The sequence below is a fragment of the Mucilaginibacter gossypii genome (genome assembly GCF_900100945.1).
In the GTDB taxonomy this organism is placed as follows: Bacteria; Bacteroidota; Bacteroidia; order Sphingobacteriales; family Sphingobacteriaceae; genus Mucilaginibacter; species Mucilaginibacter gossypii.
On the sequence record NZ_FNCG01000015.1, the window covers coordinates 146,827 to 165,837 of the forward strand.

Genomic DNA, 19,011 nt, shown 5'->3' on the forward strand with positions numbered 1-19,011 from the left:
TCAATCATTCATTAATATTTTTCATCTGCATATTTGCACATCTGTAATTTGCACATTCAAGAAAAACAATGTTTAAAAAAATATTAATAGCTAACCGTGGCGAAATCGCCCTTCGTATTATCCGCACCTGTAAGGAAATGGGTATTAAAACGGTTGCTGTATATTCAACTGCAGATCGCGACAGCCTTCACGTTCGTTTTGCCGACGAAGCTGTTTGTATCGGTCCGCCGCCAAGCCGCGATTCTTATTTAAATATTCCTAATATCATTTCGGCTGCCGAACTAACCAATGCAGATGCGATCCATCCAGGTTACGGTTTCCTGTCTGAAAATGCTAAATTTTCGGCCATTTGCGCTGAGTATGGTATCAAATTTATCGGTGCTACTGCCGAGCAGATCAACCAGATGGGTGATAAAGCTTCGGCCAAAGATACCATGAAAAAAGCCGGTGTGCCTATTGTTCCCGGATCTGATGGTCTGCTTGCCGATGTAAAATCGGGTATTGCTATCGCCAATAAAATAGGTTACCCTGTTATATTAAAAGCAACTGCCGGCGGTGGTGGCCGCGGGATGCGCATTGTTTGGAAAGACGAAGAGTTTGAGAACGCCTGGGACTCGGCTCGTGCCGAATCAGGTGCAGCCTTTGGTAACGATGGCTTATACCTTGAAAAATATGTTCAGGACCCGCGCCACATCGAAATTCAGGTTGTGGGCGATCAGTTTGGCAAAGTATGCCATCTTTCTGAACGTGACTGCTCTATTCAGCGCCGTCACCAGAAACTGGTTGAGGAATCACCTTCCCCTTTCATGACCGAAAAACTCCGTAAAAAAATGGGTGAGGCAGCTATTAAAGGCGCCAAAGCTGTTAAATATGAAGGTGCCGGCACTGTAGAGTTTTTGGTTGATAAAGATCGCAACTTCTACTTTATGGAGATGAACACCCGCATCCAGGTAGAACACCCGGTTACCGAAGAGGTGATTAACTTCGACCTGATCAAAGAGCAAATTAAGGTAGCTGCAGGAATCCCTATTTCAGGTAAAAATTACGAGCCAACAATGCATGCCATTGAATGCCGTATCAATGCCGAAGATCCGTTTAACAGTTTCCGTCCGTCACCGGGTAAAATAACCAATTTCCACTCTCCCGGTGGCCATGGTGTACGTATTGATACACACGTGTATACAGGCTATGTTATCCCGCCAAACTACGATTCGATGATTGCAAAGGTAATTTGCGTGGCCCAAACCCGCGATGAAGCTTTAAGCACCATGGAGCGCGCATTGAGCGAATTTGTGATAGAAGGCGTGAAAACTACTATTCCATTCCATTTAAAATTATTGAAGGATCCTAACTTCCGCGCTGGTAACTTTACCACCAAGTTTATGGATACATTTGAATTATAAAAATAAATTCAAACTATCTTCATACTATAAAACGTATTTAGCACTATAGCGTTGATACAGCGGTATATATTACAATGAGCGAAAACAAGATCATCAAGGCCATAAAGGATAAAGGTAAAACGTTAGAGGCAGAAATGTCGTTCTTTGATCACCTCGAAGCCTTGAGATGGCACCTCGTAAGAGCTTCGGTAGCAATTGTAATATTTACCGCTGTTGTTTTTTACTACTACGACTGGATCTTTGATACCATTATCATGGGCCCCAGTAAATCAACCTTCTGGACTTACCGGATGCTTTGCAAAATTGGTGCAGCTTTGCACCGGGATGGTTTTTGCATTGACAAAGTAAATATTAAATTAATCAACACCGAAATGGCGGGGCAGTTTACCCTCCAAATTAACTCGGCATTAATTATTGGTATTACATTAGGCGTTCCTTACCTGATATGGGAGATATGGCGTTTTATTAAACCCGCATTGCATGACGCCGAGCGTAAAGCCGCAACCGGCTTTGTATTTTATGCCTGTGTGCTTTTCTTTTTAGGGATCACTTTTGGTTACTTTGTGATCACACCGATGTCTATTAATTTCCTGTCGAGTTATACAGTAAGTACGGTTATCCAAAACTTATTTGATATCGATTCTTATATCTCGTCAGTAGCTACCCTTACCCTCGCTACAGGCGTTGTTTTCCAATTGCCTATACTGGTTTATATATTGGCTAACCTGGGTATCATGACGCCTAAGTTCATGAAAGAAACCCGCCGTTATGCTATTGTGGTGATCCTGGTCATAGCCGCCGTGGTTACCCCAACTCCTGATATGCTCACCATGACAGTTGTTAGTATCCCGCTGTTTGTGTTGTATGAGGTTAGTATTGTTGTAGCAGGCCTTGTTGAAAAACGTAAGATCAAAAAGGAACTTGATTTCGAAAAAGGCGAATAGTAAAATCGCTTTATTTTACAGTTAACAAGTAGTTTTTATTGGACTGTATCGAAAAAGTGAGATCTGCATATTTTTGACTGTAATAATCCCCCTTTTCGGTAGATACACGCCGGTTGGTTTATAACAAATTATTTACCTTTAAAAAGCGATAAAACGTTATACTTTTGATAAATGAAGCAAGGATTAAAAATAGCTATCGGTTCGGACCACGCCGGGTATGATTACAAACAAATTTTAACAAAGGCACTGTCTTCTGTCGAAGTAAAAGATTTCGGCACCTATTCATCCGAATCGGTTGATTATCCCGATTTTGCCCACCCTGTAGCCAATGCCGTTGAAAGCGGTGAATGCGACCTGGGGATCCTGATTTGCGGCGCCGCCAATGGCGTTGCCATAACCGCCAACAAACACCAGGGCATTCGTGCTGCCATTTGCTGGAAAGAAGAAATAGCAGTACTGGCCCGTAGCCATAATAATGCCAACATAGTTTGCGTACCTGCCCGCTTTGTTACCCCCGAAGAAGCGAACGCTATAGTAACTACATTTTTAAATACTGAATTTGAAGGCGGCAGGCATGCTAACCGTGTGGAAAAGATAGCCTGCATGTAATTAGGTTAAAGGGAAAAGGCGAAAGGTTAAAGGTTTTTTTTATCTCTTCGTTTGTTTTGCAAAAGGCAGCTGCCTTTTGCCTTTCACCTTTGCCCTTTAACCTCAAAAAAAGAACTATTAACTAAAAGAATGAATAAATTACCACTATTGCTCATCGCGCTGGCTTCGGCAACGACAGCCTGTGCCCAGCAGAATGCCACGGCAATGAAATATGCCGGGCTCATAACTGCTGAAGATGCGAAAAAGCACCTGAGCATCCTGGCTTCGGATGCCTTTGAAGGCCGCGAAACGGGCAAACCAGGCGCTGAAAAGGCCGCTAACTATATAGCCGCCGAATTTAAAAAATTAGGCCTGCAGGCACCCGTTAACGGCTCATACTTTTTTGACGTGCCACTTACCGAAAATGCTTTAAAAGTAACAGCATTTACTGTTAATGGTAAATCGTTTGAGTATGGTACCGATTTTTATTTAGGAGGAGCATTCCCGGATAAAAGCACATCTGTAAGTGATATCGTTTTTGTTGGCTACGGTACCGATGCCGAAATAGGCAGCACTGATCTGGCGGGTAAAATTATACTTTGGATCAACGAAGATAAACCCGAAGCAGGCACAACACCAAACACCAGCTACCGCATGAGCAATGCGCGTATGAAGGTTGTAAAAAACTTACAAAGCAAAAATCCGGCTATTATATTAGCTGCTAACCCTGGTATTGCCGCCGCACTGGCCCGTTTTGGAAAAAGCGTAACAAGTCCGCGGTTAACCATTAAAGACGAAGCAGGCAAACCGGCAAACACCAATGCCCCTGTATTTAACATCACTGCAGCGTTGGCTGACGAACTGATAAAACCAACCGGCAAAACTTATGCTGATCTTAAATCTGCTTCGGCAGCATCTACTACTCCTGCAACAGACATTAAAAACAACGTGGTTATAAACTACGCAACTACTAAAAAAGATGTAAAAGCGGTTGATGTGTTAGGCTATATGCAGGGTACCGACCTGAAAGATGAAGTGTTGGTCTTTTCGGCACATTATGACCACATCGGTTTAAACCCCGACGAAAAGGCTAAAGATAAAGTGAACAACGGTGCCGATGATGATGGATCAGGTACTACCGGCGTTCTGGAAATTGCTCGCGCGTTCGCTAAAGCTAAAAAAGATGGGCACGGGCCACGCCGCAGCATCCTGTTTTTAGGTAACATTGGCGAAGAGAAAGGTTTATTAGGGTCTGAGTATTATTCAGATCATCCTGTATTCCCACTGGCTAATACCATTACCGATTTAAACATTGATATGATTGGCCGCGTTGGTGAAGAATATATCGGCAAACCCGATTCTGCAAATTATGTCTACCCCATCGGGTCGGCCATGCTAAGCAAAGAACTGCATGAAATTGGCGAGAATGCCAATAACACTTATACCAAGTTAAAGCTTGATTACAAGTATGACGATCCAAATGATCCAAACAGGTTTTACTACCGCAGCGATCATTACAATTTTGCAAAACATGGCGTACCAATCATCTTCTACTTCAACGGTGTACACGCTGATTACCACCAGCCGGGTGATGAAGTAAGCAAAATCAATTTCCCGCTACTCGCCAAACGCGCTCAACTGGTATTTTACACAGGATGGGAGCTTGCTAACCGCGATAAACGCCCTGTAGTGGATGAAGCTGCTGCCCGAGGGAAATAGTGAGTGGTTGATGGGGAGAGTGGTTCTCTCATCAAAATAAAACACAAAAGGCGCACAATATGCGCCTTTTGTGTTTTATAAATAACTCCCGTGGGTTTAGCGCAGCGTAACCCGTGGGTTGTATCGGTTAAGTTTTCAACTTAACCACTGAAGCTGAAAGCTTCAATTATTTAGAACCACGGGTTACGCTGCGCTAAACCTACGGCAATGAGAAGCTTTTAAAACCTTCTAACATGTTATCTGTTCAAAAACAACCACCCATATAATCAACTTAATCAACCACTCACCCAAAAAATAAAACAAAAATCCTACTTTCGCATATATGGGAGCAACCGCTGAAGAATTTTTGGTAAAATCGGAGGAGAAGGCTTTTGATGCCGATCACCGTCGCATCATCAACTTCAATATTGACCGGTACAATACAGCGGTATCGCGGGGCCTTTCGCGCATTATCAATTTAGATAATGCCAAAAAGAAAGGTCATGTGCTTAAATGGAAGGTGATGGAAAACCTGGATAAGTTCCTACCCGAATTTGAGGCCAATTTTCAGAAACGAGGCGGCAAGGTGATCTGGGCAAATGACGTTGAGGAGGCCCAGCGCGAAATCCTGAACATCATCAAAAAAGCCAACGCCAAAACTGTGGTGAAATCCAAATCGATGGTTACGGAAGAAATTCACCTGAACGAGTTTTTAGAGAGCAATCAAATAGAATCGCTTGAAACCGACCTGGGTGAATATATAGTGCAGCTGCTGGGCCAAAAGCCATATCATATTGTTACCCCGGCTATGCACCTCAGCAAGGAGGATATCGCGAAACTTTTCCACGAAAAATTTGGCACCCCCATTGATGCCACGCCCGAACAAATTACCCTGAAAGCCCGTGAGTTGCTTCGTGAAAAATATGTACAGGCCGATGTAGGTATTACCGGTGCCAATTTCTTATTAGCAGATACCGGCAGCATCGCCATCAGCGAAAATGAAGGCAACGCGCGCCTTTGTACTACATTCCCTAAAATCCATATTGCCATTGTGGGGATCGAGAAGATCATCCCTTCCATTACCGATCTGGACTTGTTTTGGCCAATGCTATCTACTCATGGTACCGGCCAAAATCTTACGGTTTACAATACTATATTAAGTGGTCCGCGCCGGCCGGATGAAACCGACGGACCTGAGGAAATGTACGTAGTACTGCTGGATAATGGCCGCACCAACCTGCTGGCAAAAAAAGACCAGCGCCAGGGCCTTTACTGCATCCGTTGCGGGGCTTGCCTTAACGGTTGCCCCATTTATAAAAACATTGGAGGCCACACTTATGCCACCACTTACAGTGGCCCGATAGGCTCTATTATTACCCCGCATACTCAGGGGATGGAAAATTTTAAACACCTGAGCTATGCTTCAAGCCTGTGTGGTAAATGTACCGAGGTTTGCCCGGTTAAGATCGACATCCATAAAATGTTGCTCCTTAACCGCCGCGATGCGGTTAACGAAAACCTGGTTACCAATAAAGAACGCTGGGGCTGGGCTATCTGGAAAAAGGGAATGCTTAAACGCAAACTTACCGATTTTTTTGGCGGCGGCATGAAAAACTTCCTGCTTAAAACCTTCTTTAAACGTACCTGGGGCCATTTACGCGAGATGCCTCGGGTAGCTGATAAGTCATTTAGCAAGCAATGGCAGGAAATGAACAACACACCCGAAGAATAATGCTATGCGTAAAATAATTTTAAACGTAGCTGTTAGTCTCGACAGCTATATTGAGGGCCCTAATGGTGAGTACGACTGGTGCTTTGACGACCAGGATTATGGCCTTACCGACTTTTTTAAAGCCTGTGATGCCATCTTCATCGGGCGCAAAAGTTATGAGCTGATCATGCGTACCGATCCAAAAATGTTTGCCGCCATGAAAATTTATGTGTTTTCGGATACACTTCATGATCCCCAAGCTGATAATGTTGAAATAATAAGGCCTGCTGATTTTAAAAACAGGGTCGAAGAAATCAGGAGCCAGGAAGGACGCGATATCTGGTTGTTTGGCGGGGCAGAACTTGTTGAAGCGTTTATCAAAAAAAATCTAATCTCCGAATTATTACTATCAGTACACCCGGTAATTTTAGGTAGTGGAAAACCACTTTTTACAAATATAAAAGAACGCATTAACCTGGTATTGCTTGATGCCGAGCAATTTTCAAGCGGACTTATTCAACTCAGGTATATCATCAAACCGTAGTTCAAATCTGTAATTACTTGAAAGCTAAAGTTAAAGGCCTATATGCCTGCTCTGCGCTTAGTTGCCCTATCCTACTTCAATAACCACAAAATCCTTTTGCATCCGTTTCACCTGCTCGGCCATGCGTTTAATAAACAGGTAATTTGCCGTACCGCCAATAACCGCGCCTACAACCGGAACCAGGCGTTCGGCAGTGCGGGTGCCTAATATCATCAGCATCCTTTCGGCAATGCCTTCCATCATGGATCTGGTGATAGCCACGCCGGCTTCCACCCTTACGGATGTTGCTACTAACGACATAAAATCGTCGAAACCATTATCATACGTGCCCCGATAATAATACATAATGCCCATAATAGCCCTAAACTGCTGGGTGATCAAATTGATGAAATCAAATGGGATCCCCGCTACGAGGGTAAACATCCCCCCGCTGCCTGCCATAGCCCCCGAACCTGCTGCAAGACAAGCGCACTGGTTAATAAAACCTTCGAGGCCGAGTTTATCAACGCCGTTTTTTATTTTAAGCTGATCGATACCTTCAAATATTTTCCTAAACCCCATATGGGCAAGGCTTTCGGTATGTAAACGGATATCATTACCTATTTTATTGAATTTGATGAGTTTCATTGTTTATAAATTATTGGCAGTTATTACGCCGCTGTACTATTAACAACAGATCCATCTGCGTGTTTGTAAATTTGGTGGAAACAGAACAAATAAGTTTTATGGGATAGCTAAGCCATATTTTTCATCCTGATCGGGATCGCTCATATAGAGGCAGGCTTTTTCAGGTGGAATGATTTTCTAAAATTGCGAGAAACTAACCTTGAAGGGTAATTAATTTAACCTATATGTTTCCTTAAGTTTTCAATTGCCCCAACGGGTACTGCCAGTTCGCCTAATTTGGCTATTACAACCTCGGGGCCGGGTAAAAACAGTGCCATAGTATTAGCCCGAATAACCTCTTGTACGCGAATCCGCAAAGGCTCACCCAATAAAGATAACCCGCCGCCCAACACTATGATATCAGGGTGAAAAAGATGTACGGCGTGTGATAAGCCGAAGCCCAGGTCGGCAGCGGTATCATTCAATATTTTCAGCGCATCTGCATCTCCCTGTTCCAAAGCAGTTAGTAACATTTTGGCCTCGTCTCCATTTACATCCGCACAAAGTTGGGCCAGTTTACCATCAGGCTTTTGAGCGATTACTGTACGGATCTTTTTGTCAACCGCCCAGCCCGAGCAGCTATCTTCAAGCGTAAGGCCTTCGCGGTTAAGGCGGATATGCCCTATCTCAGCTTCTCCGGGTTTTGTCCCGTGATAAATTTGGCCGTTAATGACCATTCCGGCACCTACACCACTGCCAAGAGTTACATAAAATACATGTTCATAGTTACGCCCGGCCCCTTTTAATGCCTCGCCAAGGGCAGCTGCATTAGCATCATTCTCCAAAATAACCGGTGCATTAACCTGCTGTTGCAACCAACCCGAAATGTTAAATCCGTCCCATCCGCTTAACTGGTGCGACTTAGCAATGCAGCCCGCCTCCCTGTCAACCGGTCCGCCAAAACCGATGCTTATGCCTTTAATGATATACTCTTTTGAAATATTGGTGATGGTTTGGGCAATATGCTCCCTGATCCCTGCGGCACCCAACACTCTGTCTACCGCAAAACGAAATGCCCTGTTGACAATAAAACTATCATCGGCCAAAACTATTTGCAGTTTGGTTCCGCCTATTTCAATACCTATATAGCAATTTTGCATGGTTAAAATATCCTGCATCCCGGTTCTAAAAATCTTGCTTCTAATATCTCGCTGTCTTGTCTCCGGTTTTGGCTTCTACTTCCACTTAAAACTTTTAATCATCACCGCCATATCCTGCTTTATAAAACTAAGCACAGGTTGTATGGAGTCGAGCCGGGGTTCGGTGTTAAAATATAGCGCTCCCCGTATATAATTATGCACACTATCTGTAAGGAAAAACTGCGCCGATGAAGCGGCATTGCCGTCTATGGTATAATAAATGCCATAAACTTTTTTATCAGTATAATGGATGATGCCTTCGTCAATGGATGTGGCTTTTACGGTATGCTTAAAGGCGAAGGTGCGGGCATCCTCCACCAGTTGGTTAAACTCTTTTTTTGAGGTGATGGGCTGATAGCTTAAATGCAGCGTGGCATTAAACCGCGGGAACTGCATGTTTATCCAGCAAGGTTTGGCACCTCGCTTTTTATCCGGTTCTATAAAGGCGTACTTGGGATATGTAAAAGCATACGGACAACCGGCAGCGTAATCCTGGTATTCTTTTTTTGGGAACGGAATGCGATAGTAGCCGCGGGGCTTGGGCGCGTAATCATGATTGCCGCTGCATGCGGACAAAAACAATAGCACTGCTGCCAGTAAACTTACATACTTCATGGATGTTTCTCCTTTGAGTTCCAGATCTCCCATGATTTTTCGGCCTGCAAAACCAGCATTTCGTAGCCATTTTTAGTTACCGCGCCGCGCTCGCGGCCGTGTTTTAAAAACAGGGTTTCTTCGGGATTATAGATCAGGTCGTACAAAATATGATTTTCGCCAATAAAATCATAAGGTATAGGCGGGCATTCATCAATATTAGGATGGGTACCCAAAGGAGTTGTATTGATGATAAGTTTGTGCTGTAAGATATGGTGTGGCTGAAGATCTTTAAACAAAATATTATCCGCATGGTGTGTTGGCTTGCGGGTAACAACTTTATAGGTGATACCTAAATTTTCCAGTACACATTTTACTGCTTTTGCGGCACCTCCATCGCCCAAAACCAGGGCGTCATCATTGCCATCTCCAATTAAAGGCTTTAATGATTCCTCAAACCCATAAATATCGGTATTATAACCTTCCAGTCTGAAATCATGGTCTTTAACCCCTATCTCGCCCGAAAATGCGGCTTCAATCGGGCTTTCGGCAGTCACCCTGATACAGTTTACAGCGCCGGCTGTACGGGCGTCATGCTCTATCCAATCTAAAAAAGGCAGCACGTTTATTTTATGAGGAATGGTTACATTAAGGCCGCAAATATCCGGATGCTCATCAAGCAGGTCCTGCAGGTCCTTGATATGCTCAATAGGGTAAAGATCATAGCGTGCATCTGTAATCCCTTCGTTTTTGAACTTTTCGGTAAAAAACTTTTTTGAAAATGAATGAGAGAGCGGAAAACCAATTAGCCCGTAGTGTTTCATGGTCAATTTTATAACGATATCAGCTGCTAAAGTAATCAATTATAGCTTAAGCTGGCATAGCTTTAATGGTGTAATATTAACAGCAAAACTGGCAGTTTTAACTATTGATTTAAAACGGGTAAGCTGAAAAAACCTTGGATAAAAATTGTTTATAAGGAGATTTATTTCAAATTAAGGTAATTCCGGGCGCCGATAAAATTGTAATTTGGGCTTCAATATCATGACCCCTATTACAATTTACCCTATTCATCTTTTCCGAAGGATCATCCCTTTTTGTGTTACCATTTTATGCAGCTTTGCTGCACTGGCTCAAAGTCAATCCCGGCCCGCTAAAGAACCTGTACTAAAAATACTCCGCAGCATGAAAAGTCCGGATTCGGCAGCTGTGCTTGCAAAAAAGCTGATCGATTCGGCCAGGAAAAATAACAATAAACCATTTGAAGCGCGGGTGTTGCTGGCCCGGGCTTACCAGGCTTATGGCATTGGTAATGAACATGATGCTTTAACCTTTGGTCGTGAAGCTACCAAATTGACAACCACGGCCGATTCACTTACTTATGAAAAAGCACCAATAATGGTAGCCTACATGCTCAGCCGCGAAGCCAAAACGGTTGAAGCCTTAAACGTTGCTTTTAAAATACTGAAAGAGTGCGATAATAGGGGATGGAAAAGTTTAAGTATAGACTGCCGCGCTTGTATTGCCGATATTTATCGGTCGATTGGTAACCCTAAACAAGCCCTGCCTTATGCTGAGCAAGCTTCAAAAGATGCATTGAGCATAAAAGATACAGCTTCTTATATTTTTGCGCTGAGTAACCTATCTAACATCCTTTCCGAACGGAGTATATCGTCGCCGGGTAACCTGGTAAAAGCTACCCGGCTAATGGAACAGGTACTTGATAAAAAGTATGCTCATTTTCTTTCAGATTTTAGCATAGCCCGTTACCAGGGCAATCTGGGCCGGCTTTACCTCATGACCAACCAGGATAAAAAGGCAGAGGAGATCCTGATGAAATCACTGGAATTATCCCGCAAAGGCGAGTTCAAAACTCTCGAAAAGCATAACCTTAACGAACTTATGACCATGTATGTTGATCATAAGGAGTTTAAGAAGGCCGCGCGATACGGGGAAATGGCGGTTAGTATCCAACCCGAATCACAAAGTAACATCACCGTACAAAAAAACATCTATAATCATTTAACCGATGCATATGAAGGTATTGGTGATTATAAAAACGCTTTTAAGTATAGTTATCTGTACCGGCGGCTTAATGACAGTATCAACCAGCTTGATAAAGCAAGGGATGCTTCCGAACTGGATAAAAAATACCAGGCCGATAAACGGTTATTAATAGCCGCCGGTGAAACTAAGCTGGTTGAGGTACAACGGAATTTTTTAATTGTGCTTGCGCTGTTTATAGTAATGTCCTCCATTATCAGTTATCGTTGGTTTATTCTTAAAAAGAAAAGAGAGACGGCGTTGCTGGCCGAAGAACATAGTCAACTGGAAAAAATGGATGCTATGAAAACACGCTTTTTTGCAAACGTAAGTCATGAATTACGCACTCCATTAACGCTCATCATGGGGCCGGCGGTTCAGCTCCTGGCTTTTACTAATTATGAAGATGAACAGCTTAACATGCTGCATTCGATATTACGCAATAGCAAAAAGCTACTCAATATGGCCAACGAATTGCTTGATCTTGGCAAATTGGAAGCAGGGAAATTAGCATTACAACCCCAGCCCGTTGCATTATTATCATTTGTAAAGATACTATACCAGGGTTTTGTATCGGCCGCTGAATATAAACAAATGGATTACAGACTGCTCAACTTCATTGATCCGGCGCTTTTTGTTTTGCTCGATCAGGAAAAGTTTGAAAAAATAGCTAATAACCTCATCAGTAATGCTATTAAGTTTACGCCTTATGCAGGTACTATAACCATTACTGCTGATATAAAGCTGGAAATGATTGAGTTTGGAGTAGCCAATACCGGTGTGGGGATTCATCCGGATGATCTGCCTAACATTTTTGACCGCTATTACCAGGGCAGAGGTAATAACGAACCCTCAGAAGGCGGCACTGGCATAGGCCTTGCTATAGCACGTGAACTTACAGAACTGATGGGCGGGCATATTGCGGTTGATAATAATTGGGGAAAGGGTGTGTTTTTTAAGATAGTTATCCCGTTTAAGGCAACTGAAAAGCCGGCAACTGAAGTGTCCGGAACAGAAGCCGTAATTGTTTCGAATAGTAAAACCGTGGGGAAAGACACTAACGGGGAACTTATTATGCTGGTTGAAGACCATCATGAAATGGCTGCTTACATTGCAGATATTTTACGGCCACAATATCGACTCATCACTGCCGGCAATGGCCGCGCAGCACTGCAAAAACTGCAGGATATGCCGGTAATGCCCAGCCTGATCATATCAGATGTGATGATGCCCGAAATGGATGGCTTTACCCTGCTTGAAACCCTGAAGCAAAGCCCGGCTTACTGCAACATCCCAGTGATCATGCTCACCGCACTGGCCAATACACGGCATAAGCTTAAAGCGCTTCATATTGGTGTTGATGATTATCTCACCAAACCATTTTTAAGCAGCGAATTGCTTGCACGCACTGTTAATCTTATTAACAACGCCGCCGCCCGCTCCGGGGCTACCATCTCTGATGATGATGAGCTGATTACAGGAACCAATGATCTGCAGATTGAACAACCGGCAGAAAACCCGGGCTTGAAACTTTCGCCTGCCGATTTATCCTGGCTTGAGGAATTGGAAGCCCGGGTACGAAAACATACCGGCAAAACCGATCTTACGCTTGCCGCCCTGAGCTATGAACTGGCGATCAGTGAGCGGCAATTGTTTCGCCGCATAAAATCAATTACCGGACTTACGCCTAATAAATACATCCGCGCCATTAAATTGCAAATAGCACGCGAAGCTATCGAAAGCGGCAAGTACCGCACCATTGCCGAAGTATCATATGCCGCGGGGTTTGATACACCTGCATACTTTGGCAAATTGTTTAAGGAACATTATGGCCGCGACGTTAACGAGCTACTTTAAACAATCCGGCCGGTTATCATTGTCTTCTTAATTTTCAGAAATCTTTAACTGACAGGAGGCTTTTTTTAAGCAAATGGCGGTTTTATAAAGCTAAATGGCAGTTTTATTATATCGCTTTTAGGCAGCTTTGTGAGATACAATCACCCCCTAATATAATGACTGTGACTTTTAATGAGGATAACCTCCGTACCCTTAACAGCCAAACCGATACAATACCAACTATCGGCAAAGCGCCTGATGCAATATGTCCGAGATGCAAAAACAAATTTTGCGACCGGATAAAAAGAGGTGCTATTGTTAAACTGTTGCTTCCCCGGCTTGCAGTAAAACGCTATCGCTGCAGCAGGTGCTCAAACAGGTTTTATAAACGCGGATAAATTTATTTAAGCATCTACCTTTTATTTTTTAGGATAGCAAGAGAAATCAGCCTTTCAACTTAAACTTGAATTATGCCTGATTTTAATTGTGCTTTGCCGGTTTACTTTCGGGTAGCCGGCATTGTTTTTTTGCAGATACATCACCTTATATCCTATAAGACGGAACGCGCTGTTCCATTGATGTCTGCATATTCCGCCAACAAAAAAGCCCGCCAGTTATCCCGGCGAGCCTTCTTCATTAAAAGTAAGATTTTAAATAGCCTTATTCCACAACGCTTAATTTAAGCGTATTGGTTTTACCCTGTTTAATTATAGGGGTAGAAGCCGTGTTAACAACTACGTCGCCCGTTTTAATCAGGCCTTCAGCTTTAAGGATGTCGTTAACATCAGCAATGGTTTGATCTGTGCTTTCCAGCTGATCATAATAATACGCCCTCACACCCCAAACGAGGCTAAGCGCATTCAATAGCTGCTTATTTGATGTAAAGATATATGTACTGGCTTTAGGCCTGTGGCTTGATATTTCAAATGCAGTATAACCTGAAGTAGTCATGGAAACGATACCTACCGCATTACTTTGCTCAGCAATATGTACGGCAGATTCGCAAAGTGCATTGATCAGGAAATCCGGAGAAGAAGGGTCTTTAACTGTTGCTTGCTTTGGAGCGTTAAACGGATAGCCTAATTCTTCAACATTGCGTACAATTTTGGCCATAGTTTCAATAACAATAACCGGGAACTCACCAACTGATGTTTCGCCGCTTAACATAACCGCATCGGCACCATCAAGTACAGAGTTGGCAACGTCATTCACTTCGGCACGGGTTGGGCGTGGTGTGGTGATCATTGATTCCAGCATCTGGGTAGCTACGATAACCGGCTTTGAAGCAGCGCGACATTTACGGGCAATCATTTTTTGCAGTAACGGTACTTCTTCAAGCGGCATTTCAACACCAAGGTCACCACGGGCAACCATTACACCATCTGTAGCAGCAATAATGGCATCAATATTTTCAATAGCTTCCGGCTTTTCAACTTTGGCAATTACCTTAGCCGCCGAACCGTTGCGTGCTATAATACGTTTCAAGTCAATGATATCCTCGCCTGTGCGAACAAAAGAAAGACCGATCCATTCAACATCCTGTTTAAGGGCAAATTCAAGATTGATCAAATCTTCTTCGGTTAAGCTTGGGATAGACACTTTGGTGTTAGGCAGGTTAACACCCTTGCGTGACGTTAAGATACCGCCGTGAACAACCTCACATATAACTGTATCAATTTTGTTGGTTTCAATAACCCTTAACTGCAGTTTGCCGTCATCAAGCAAAATAATTTCGTTTGCCTGTACGTCCTGTGGGAAGGTATCATAAGTAATATAGATCTGCTCATCGTTACCAATGCACTCGTGAGTGGTAATTTTAATGTGCGTTCCGTTAACTAAATGAATACCGCCGTCCTTTACCAACCCGATGCGGATCTTTGGGCCCTGTAAATCGGCCAGGATACCTACGTTGGTTTTGTATTGCTCGTTAATTTCACGGATAAGATCGATCACTACCTTATGATCTTCAGGCTTACCGTGCGAAAAATTAAGACGGCAAACGTTAACACCTGCCTTGATCATCGCTAATAAAACATCCTTTTTAGCTGATGCCGGCCCCATGGTGGCAACAATTTTTGTACGATTATAGTATAGTTCCATATTATTCGGGTTAAAACTGGAGGGTATTTAATGATTGTAAAATCAACATCTTTTTAAATTCGGCGCTAAAATAAAAGATTTTCCCGTGATTTTATTTTTTTTGGGTCAATCTTTACAGCTGCAACAATCTCTGGTATTTTATTTAGCGATGAAATGATCGTATCAAGCTCATTATCATCTATATAGTTACGGATCATTAAAAAATAGTCGGCACTTTTTATTTCAGGCACCAGGTAGCCATCTGAGCCTTTATTGCCTATAAAGAAGAAGTCTGTTTCGGTGGTTTCCCAGCTATAACGGTATAATGAAAACAAAACAGGTTCGCTCCCGGGGTAAATATCTACTTCCAGGTCATCGGTTTTTACGAAATTAAAATTCAAGTACTTGTTTATAAGAAAACAAACCCGGTAATCTTTAAGTGAGCTTGTTACTGCAATGAGCACAAAATCAAAATCGATCTCAAACTTTAAAAATTTCCTGTTCAAAATCATTACTTTTACGCCGTCAAAATTACTAATACAAACCGTTTCAATAAAATTTTGTTTAGAGATTTATATTGTAAAAGTTTTAGATTTGTTTATTGACAGAATTTATTTTTCTTTGCACTGAATTTTTATTAATCATTAAACTATAAAGACTATGTCTGATATCGCTTCAAGAGTAAAAGCTATTATCGTAGAAAAACTGGGTGTTGACGAAAGTGAAGTTACGCCAGAAGCGAGTTTCACCAACGATCTTGGTGCCGACTCGTTAGACACCGTGGAATTAATCATGGAGTTTGAAAAAGAATTTAACGTGGCTATTCCTGACGATCAGGCTGAAACTATTGGTACTGTTGGCCAGGCAGTTGCTTACCTTGAAAAAAACGTTAAATAAAACTCCTTAACTGGATTAAATGGAGTTTAAAAGAGTTGTAGTAACCGGGCTTGGAGCACTTACTCCTATTGGTAACACTGTTTCAGATTATTGGAACGGACTGATCAATGGAGTAAGTGGCGCTGCCTTGATCAAAAGTTTTGATACCGAAAAATTCAAAACTAAGTTTGCGTGCGAAGTAAAAGACTTTGACGCGGATGGTTTTTTGGGCCGTAAAGACGCCCGCAAATTGGATCCCTTTGTACAATACGCCTTATTTTCAACCGAAGAAGCCGTAAAAGACGCAGGGTTAGATTTTTCAAAACTGGATACCAGCCGTATTGGCGTTATCTGGGGCTCGGGTATTGGGGGGTTAAAAACTTTCCTCGACGAGGTGACGGCCTTTGCCAAAGGTGATGGCTCTCCGCGTTTTAACCCGTTCTTTATCCCTAAAATGATTGCCGATATAGCCCCCGGCCATATATCTATTAAATATGGTTTGCGCGGCCCCAACTTCACTACTGTTTCGGCATGTGCTTCATCAAATAATTCCTTGATAGATTCATTTAACTACATCCGCCTGGGTAAAGCTAACATGTTCATCAGCGGTGGTTCTGAAGCCATTATCAACGAAGCCGGCATAGGTGGTTTTAACGCCATGCATGCATTATCAACCCGAAACGATGATCCGGCAACGGCATCACGTCCGTTTGATCTGGACAGGGATGGTTTTGTGGCCGGTGAAGGAGCAGGTACTATCATTTTAGAGGAGTTAGAGCATGCAAAAGCCCGCGGCGCTAAAATATACGCCGAAATGATGGGTGGCGGCATGAGCGCCGATGCCTATCACATGACAGCACCTCATCCCGATGGCTTAGGTGCCGCATTTGTAATGCGCGCAGCCCTCGAAGATGCTAAACTTAGCCCTGCCGATATTGATTATGTGAACGTTCACGGCACATCAACCCCAATCGGTGATCCGCAGGAAATTAAAGCAATACAGGATGTGTTTGGCGATGATATTTACCGTATCAACATTAGCTCAACCAAATCAATGACTGGCCATTTACTTGGTGCTGCCGGCGCGGTTGAAGCTATTGCATCGATACTGGCATTAAAACATGGTATCATCCCTCCAACCATTAATCACTTTACTGATGATCCGGCTTTTGATCCTAAGATCAATTTCACTTTCAATACCGCTCAAAAACGCGATATTAATATAGTGCAAAGCAATGGATTTGGTTTTGGCGGACACAACGCTTCTGTAATATTTAAAAAGTACGAAGATTAATTGTGGTTTGATGCCTATAAGTCGGTTCTACAAGCTTTATATATCACCCAACAGAAAGTATGTTAAAATTTTAAAGAATTTGCTCGGTTTTGTGCCGGGCAATTTGTCTTTATACCGCATGGCTTTCCGTCATAAATCGGTAGCCCAAAACATCAAGAAGGGGGTAAAAAACAGTAACGAACGCCTGGAATTTTTGGGCGATGCCGTACTGGGCAGTGTTGTTGCTGAAGTACTTTTTAAATTATACCCTTATGAAGATGAGGGCTTTTTGACCGAATTACGCTCAAAAATAGTAAGCCGTGTAAACCTTAACGCACTCGGAAAAAAACTTGGCTTTGATAAATTGATTGAGTATGACAACCGTATGCTTAACTCAAGCAGGCAGGGATCATTACTGGGCGATGCCTTTGAAGCCCTGATTGGCGCGGTTTATTTGGATAAAGGCTATGACTTTACCAAAAACTTCCTCATCAACCACATCATAAAACCTCATATTGATATTCATACGCTTGAGCAAACGGAAACTAACTTCAAAAGCAAGCTTATTGAATGGTGCCAGCGACATGGCCGCGATATTATTTTTGAACTGGTAACCAACCAGGACGGCGAAAGCACCAAGCTTTTCACTGTACAGGCCAATATAGATGGTGAAGTGATGGGCTCGGGCAAAGAATTCAGTAAAAAGAACGCCGAAAAGCTTGCCGCTGAAAAAGCATGCGAAGCCTTGGGGATCTGATTCAAAGTATTTTAACGATTAAAGCGGCAGTTTTTTTTCCTTTTTAAGTTCTACCGGCCCTTCACCCAATTTAACAGTTGAATCCGGCACGATGAATGTTGGGCTGTTTAGCTTTTCGAGCTTTTCTTTATCACTGCTATTTTTGTAATATTCATATGCCCGTATGGTGTGCTTTATCAGGTCATAATCAGTCCAGGCTTTAATATCCTTGTAGGTAGGCGTATAATAATTCATGAATTTACGGGCAAGGCTATCAGTAGCCAGTCCGGTATATTGCTTCACAAATGGGATGTTGTAATGTTTGTGAATTTCGGCCTGCTCCAATTCGCTTTGGGCGTTTTGAGCGAAGCGACGTGCGCGATTGGGAGTTGTTCCTAAAAGCTCGTAAAGGCCGGTTACAGGGTTACTTAAAAAAGATAACGCGGGCGGCTTGCCATTATAATAAGTTCCCTGTTTCTTATAATCGTTTAACACCTGGTTTATCTCCTGCCTCTTGGTTTGGCCAACAACTTTTACCTCGTCAAGTTTTATAATGGGCTGCATGTAAACGGGCATGTCGCTATTGTTCAGTACCACTACTTTTTGAGGGGTATAGTCATCGCGGGAAAAAAGCAGGGTATCGCCAACACGGGTTTTTATGCTAAACCAGCCAACATCATCACTAAGTATCAATGTTTTGGTATTCAGATCTTTAACAAAAACCTGCCCTACACGCTCATTGGTCACCTTTTTTGAGATAACCCCTTTTACCGTAAACTCCTGGGCCGAAACATGAACGGTAATGAGGTATAGAACCCCTGTTAAAAGCAGGTATAAATAGTTGCGCATCAGTGATAATTGAACGTAAATATAGGAAGTGT

The 19,011-nt window shown here is 42.9% G+C and carries 17 protein-coding genes; 10 read left to right on the forward strand and 7 right to left on the reverse strand.

Annotation, left to right across the window (positions count from 1 at the left end; all coding sequences use genetic code 11):
- The first annotated feature begins 68 nt into the window (after positions 1 to 68).
- The 6 genes from accC to BLS28_RS23180 all read left to right on the forward strand — a co-directional run bounded on the left by accC (position 69) and on the right by BLS28_RS23180 (position 6,888).
- A complete protein-coding gene (gene accC / locus BLS28_RS23155; RefSeq protein ID WP_091173015.1) occupies positions 69 to 1,403 on the forward strand; it encodes an acetyl-CoA carboxylase biotin carboxylase subunit in 1,335 nt (444 codons plus the stop codon).
- A gap of 74 nt (positions 1,404 to 1,477) precedes the next feature.
- On the forward strand, positions 1,478 to 2,347 hold the full coding sequence (gene tatC / locus BLS28_RS23160; RefSeq protein WP_091173019.1) for a twin-arginine translocase subunit TatC: 870 nt from the start codon (positions 1,478 to 1,480) through the stop codon (positions 2,345 to 2,347).
- A 171-nt stretch (positions 2,348 to 2,518) separates the two neighbouring features.
- On the forward strand, positions 2,519 to 2,956 hold the full coding sequence (gene rpiB / locus BLS28_RS23165; protein ID WP_091173023.1) for a ribose 5-phosphate isomerase B: 438 nt from the start codon (positions 2,519 to 2,521) through the stop codon (positions 2,954 to 2,956).
- A gap of 129 nt (positions 2,957 to 3,085) precedes the next feature.
- On the forward strand, positions 3,086 to 4,654 hold the full coding sequence (locus BLS28_RS23170) for a M28 family peptidase (RefSeq protein ID WP_091173027.1): 1,569 nt from the start codon (positions 3,086 to 3,088) through the stop codon (positions 4,652 to 4,654).
- 322 nt (positions 4,655 to 4,976) lie between these two features.
- On the forward strand, positions 4,977 to 6,365 hold the full coding sequence (locus tag BLS28_RS23175) for a LutB/LldF family L-lactate oxidation iron-sulfur protein (protein WP_091173030.1): 1,389 nt from the start codon (positions 4,977 to 4,979) through the stop codon (positions 6,363 to 6,365).
- 4 nt (positions 6,366 to 6,369) lie between these two features.
- Positions 6,370 to 6,888, forward strand: a complete 519-nt coding sequence (locus BLS28_RS23180) for a dihydrofolate reductase family protein (RefSeq protein ID WP_091173034.1) — start codon at positions 6,370 to 6,372, stop codon at positions 6,886 to 6,888.
- A gap of 66 nt (positions 6,889 to 6,954) precedes the next feature.
- On the opposite strand, the gene BLS28_RS23185 is transcribed toward BLS28_RS23180, so the two are convergent.
- The 4 genes from BLS28_RS23185 to BLS28_RS23200 form a co-directional block, all read right to left on the reverse strand.
- Positions 6,955 to 7,515 carry a hypothetical protein gene (locus BLS28_RS23185; RefSeq protein ID WP_091173036.1) on the reverse strand — a complete coding sequence of 187 codons (561 nt, stop codon included), beginning with the start codon at positions 7,513 to 7,515 and terminating at the stop codon, positions 6,955 to 6,957.
- Between the two features lie 215 nt (positions 7,516 to 7,730).
- On the reverse strand, positions 7,731 to 8,654 hold the full coding sequence (locus BLS28_RS23190; RefSeq protein ID WP_091173140.1) for an ROK family protein: 924 nt from the start codon (positions 8,652 to 8,654) through the stop codon (positions 7,731 to 7,733).
- A gap of 75 nt (positions 8,655 to 8,729) precedes the next feature.
- Complete coding sequence (gene gldD / locus BLS28_RS23195; RefSeq protein WP_091173143.1) at positions 8,730 to 9,308, reverse strand: gliding motility lipoprotein GldD; 579 nt, start codon at positions 9,306 to 9,308, stop codon at positions 8,730 to 8,732.
- Positions 9,305 to 10,111, reverse strand: a complete 807-nt coding sequence (locus BLS28_RS23200) for a shikimate dehydrogenase family protein (protein WP_091173039.1) — start codon at positions 10,109 to 10,111, stop codon at positions 9,305 to 9,307. Before BLS28_RS23200 ends, gldD begins: the two co-directional genes overlap by 4 nt.
- Before the next feature lie 220 nt (positions 10,112 to 10,331).
- On the opposite strand from BLS28_RS23200, the gene BLS28_RS23205 reads away from it, so the two are divergent.
- On the forward strand, positions 10,332 to 13,187 hold the full coding sequence (locus BLS28_RS23205; protein WP_091173043.1) for an ATP-binding protein: 2,856 nt from the start codon (positions 10,332 to 10,334) through the stop codon (positions 13,185 to 13,187).
- Between the two features lie 639 nt (positions 13,188 to 13,826).
- On the opposite strand, the gene pyk is transcribed toward BLS28_RS23205, so the two are convergent.
- A complete protein-coding gene (gene pyk / locus BLS28_RS23215; protein ID WP_091173049.1) occupies positions 13,827 to 15,266 on the reverse strand; it encodes a pyruvate kinase in 1,440 nt (479 codons plus the stop codon).
- A gap of 65 nt (positions 15,267 to 15,331) precedes the next feature.
- Positions 15,332 to 15,751, reverse strand: a complete 420-nt coding sequence (locus BLS28_RS23220) for an IPExxxVDY family protein (RefSeq protein ID WP_090534796.1) — start codon at positions 15,749 to 15,751, stop codon at positions 15,332 to 15,334.
- A gap of 154 nt (positions 15,752 to 15,905) precedes the next feature.
- Between BLS28_RS23220 and BLS28_RS23225 the strand changes: the two genes are divergently transcribed.
- From BLS28_RS23225 to rnc, 3 genes are read left to right on the forward strand one after another with little or no spacing between them, the layout of a single operon-like run.
- Positions 15,906 to 16,142: an acyl carrier protein gene (locus BLS28_RS23225; RefSeq protein ID WP_031266521.1), complete on the forward strand. Its 237-nt coding sequence runs from the start codon at positions 15,906 to 15,908 to the stop codon at positions 16,140 to 16,142.
- A gap of 19 nt (positions 16,143 to 16,161) precedes the next feature.
- Positions 16,162 to 17,415, forward strand: a complete 1,254-nt coding sequence (gene fabF, locus BLS28_RS23230; protein WP_091173053.1) for a beta-ketoacyl-ACP synthase II — start codon at positions 16,162 to 16,164, stop codon at positions 17,413 to 17,415.
- Between the two features lie 10 nt (positions 17,416 to 17,425).
- The gene (gene rnc, locus BLS28_RS23235; protein ID WP_090534754.1) at positions 17,426 to 18,151 is read left to right on the forward strand and encodes a ribonuclease III; all 726 of its coding nucleotides are present in this window, start codon (positions 17,426 to 17,428) and stop codon (positions 18,149 to 18,151) included.
- 18 nt (positions 18,152 to 18,169) lie between these two features.
- Here rnc and BLS28_RS23240 read toward each other — a convergent pair whose 3' ends face one another.
- Positions 18,170 to 18,979: a hypothetical protein gene (locus BLS28_RS23240; RefSeq protein WP_091173059.1), complete on the reverse strand. Its 810-nt coding sequence runs from the start codon at positions 18,977 to 18,979 to the stop codon at positions 18,170 to 18,172.
- Positions 18,980 to 19,011 lie beyond the last annotated feature (32 nt).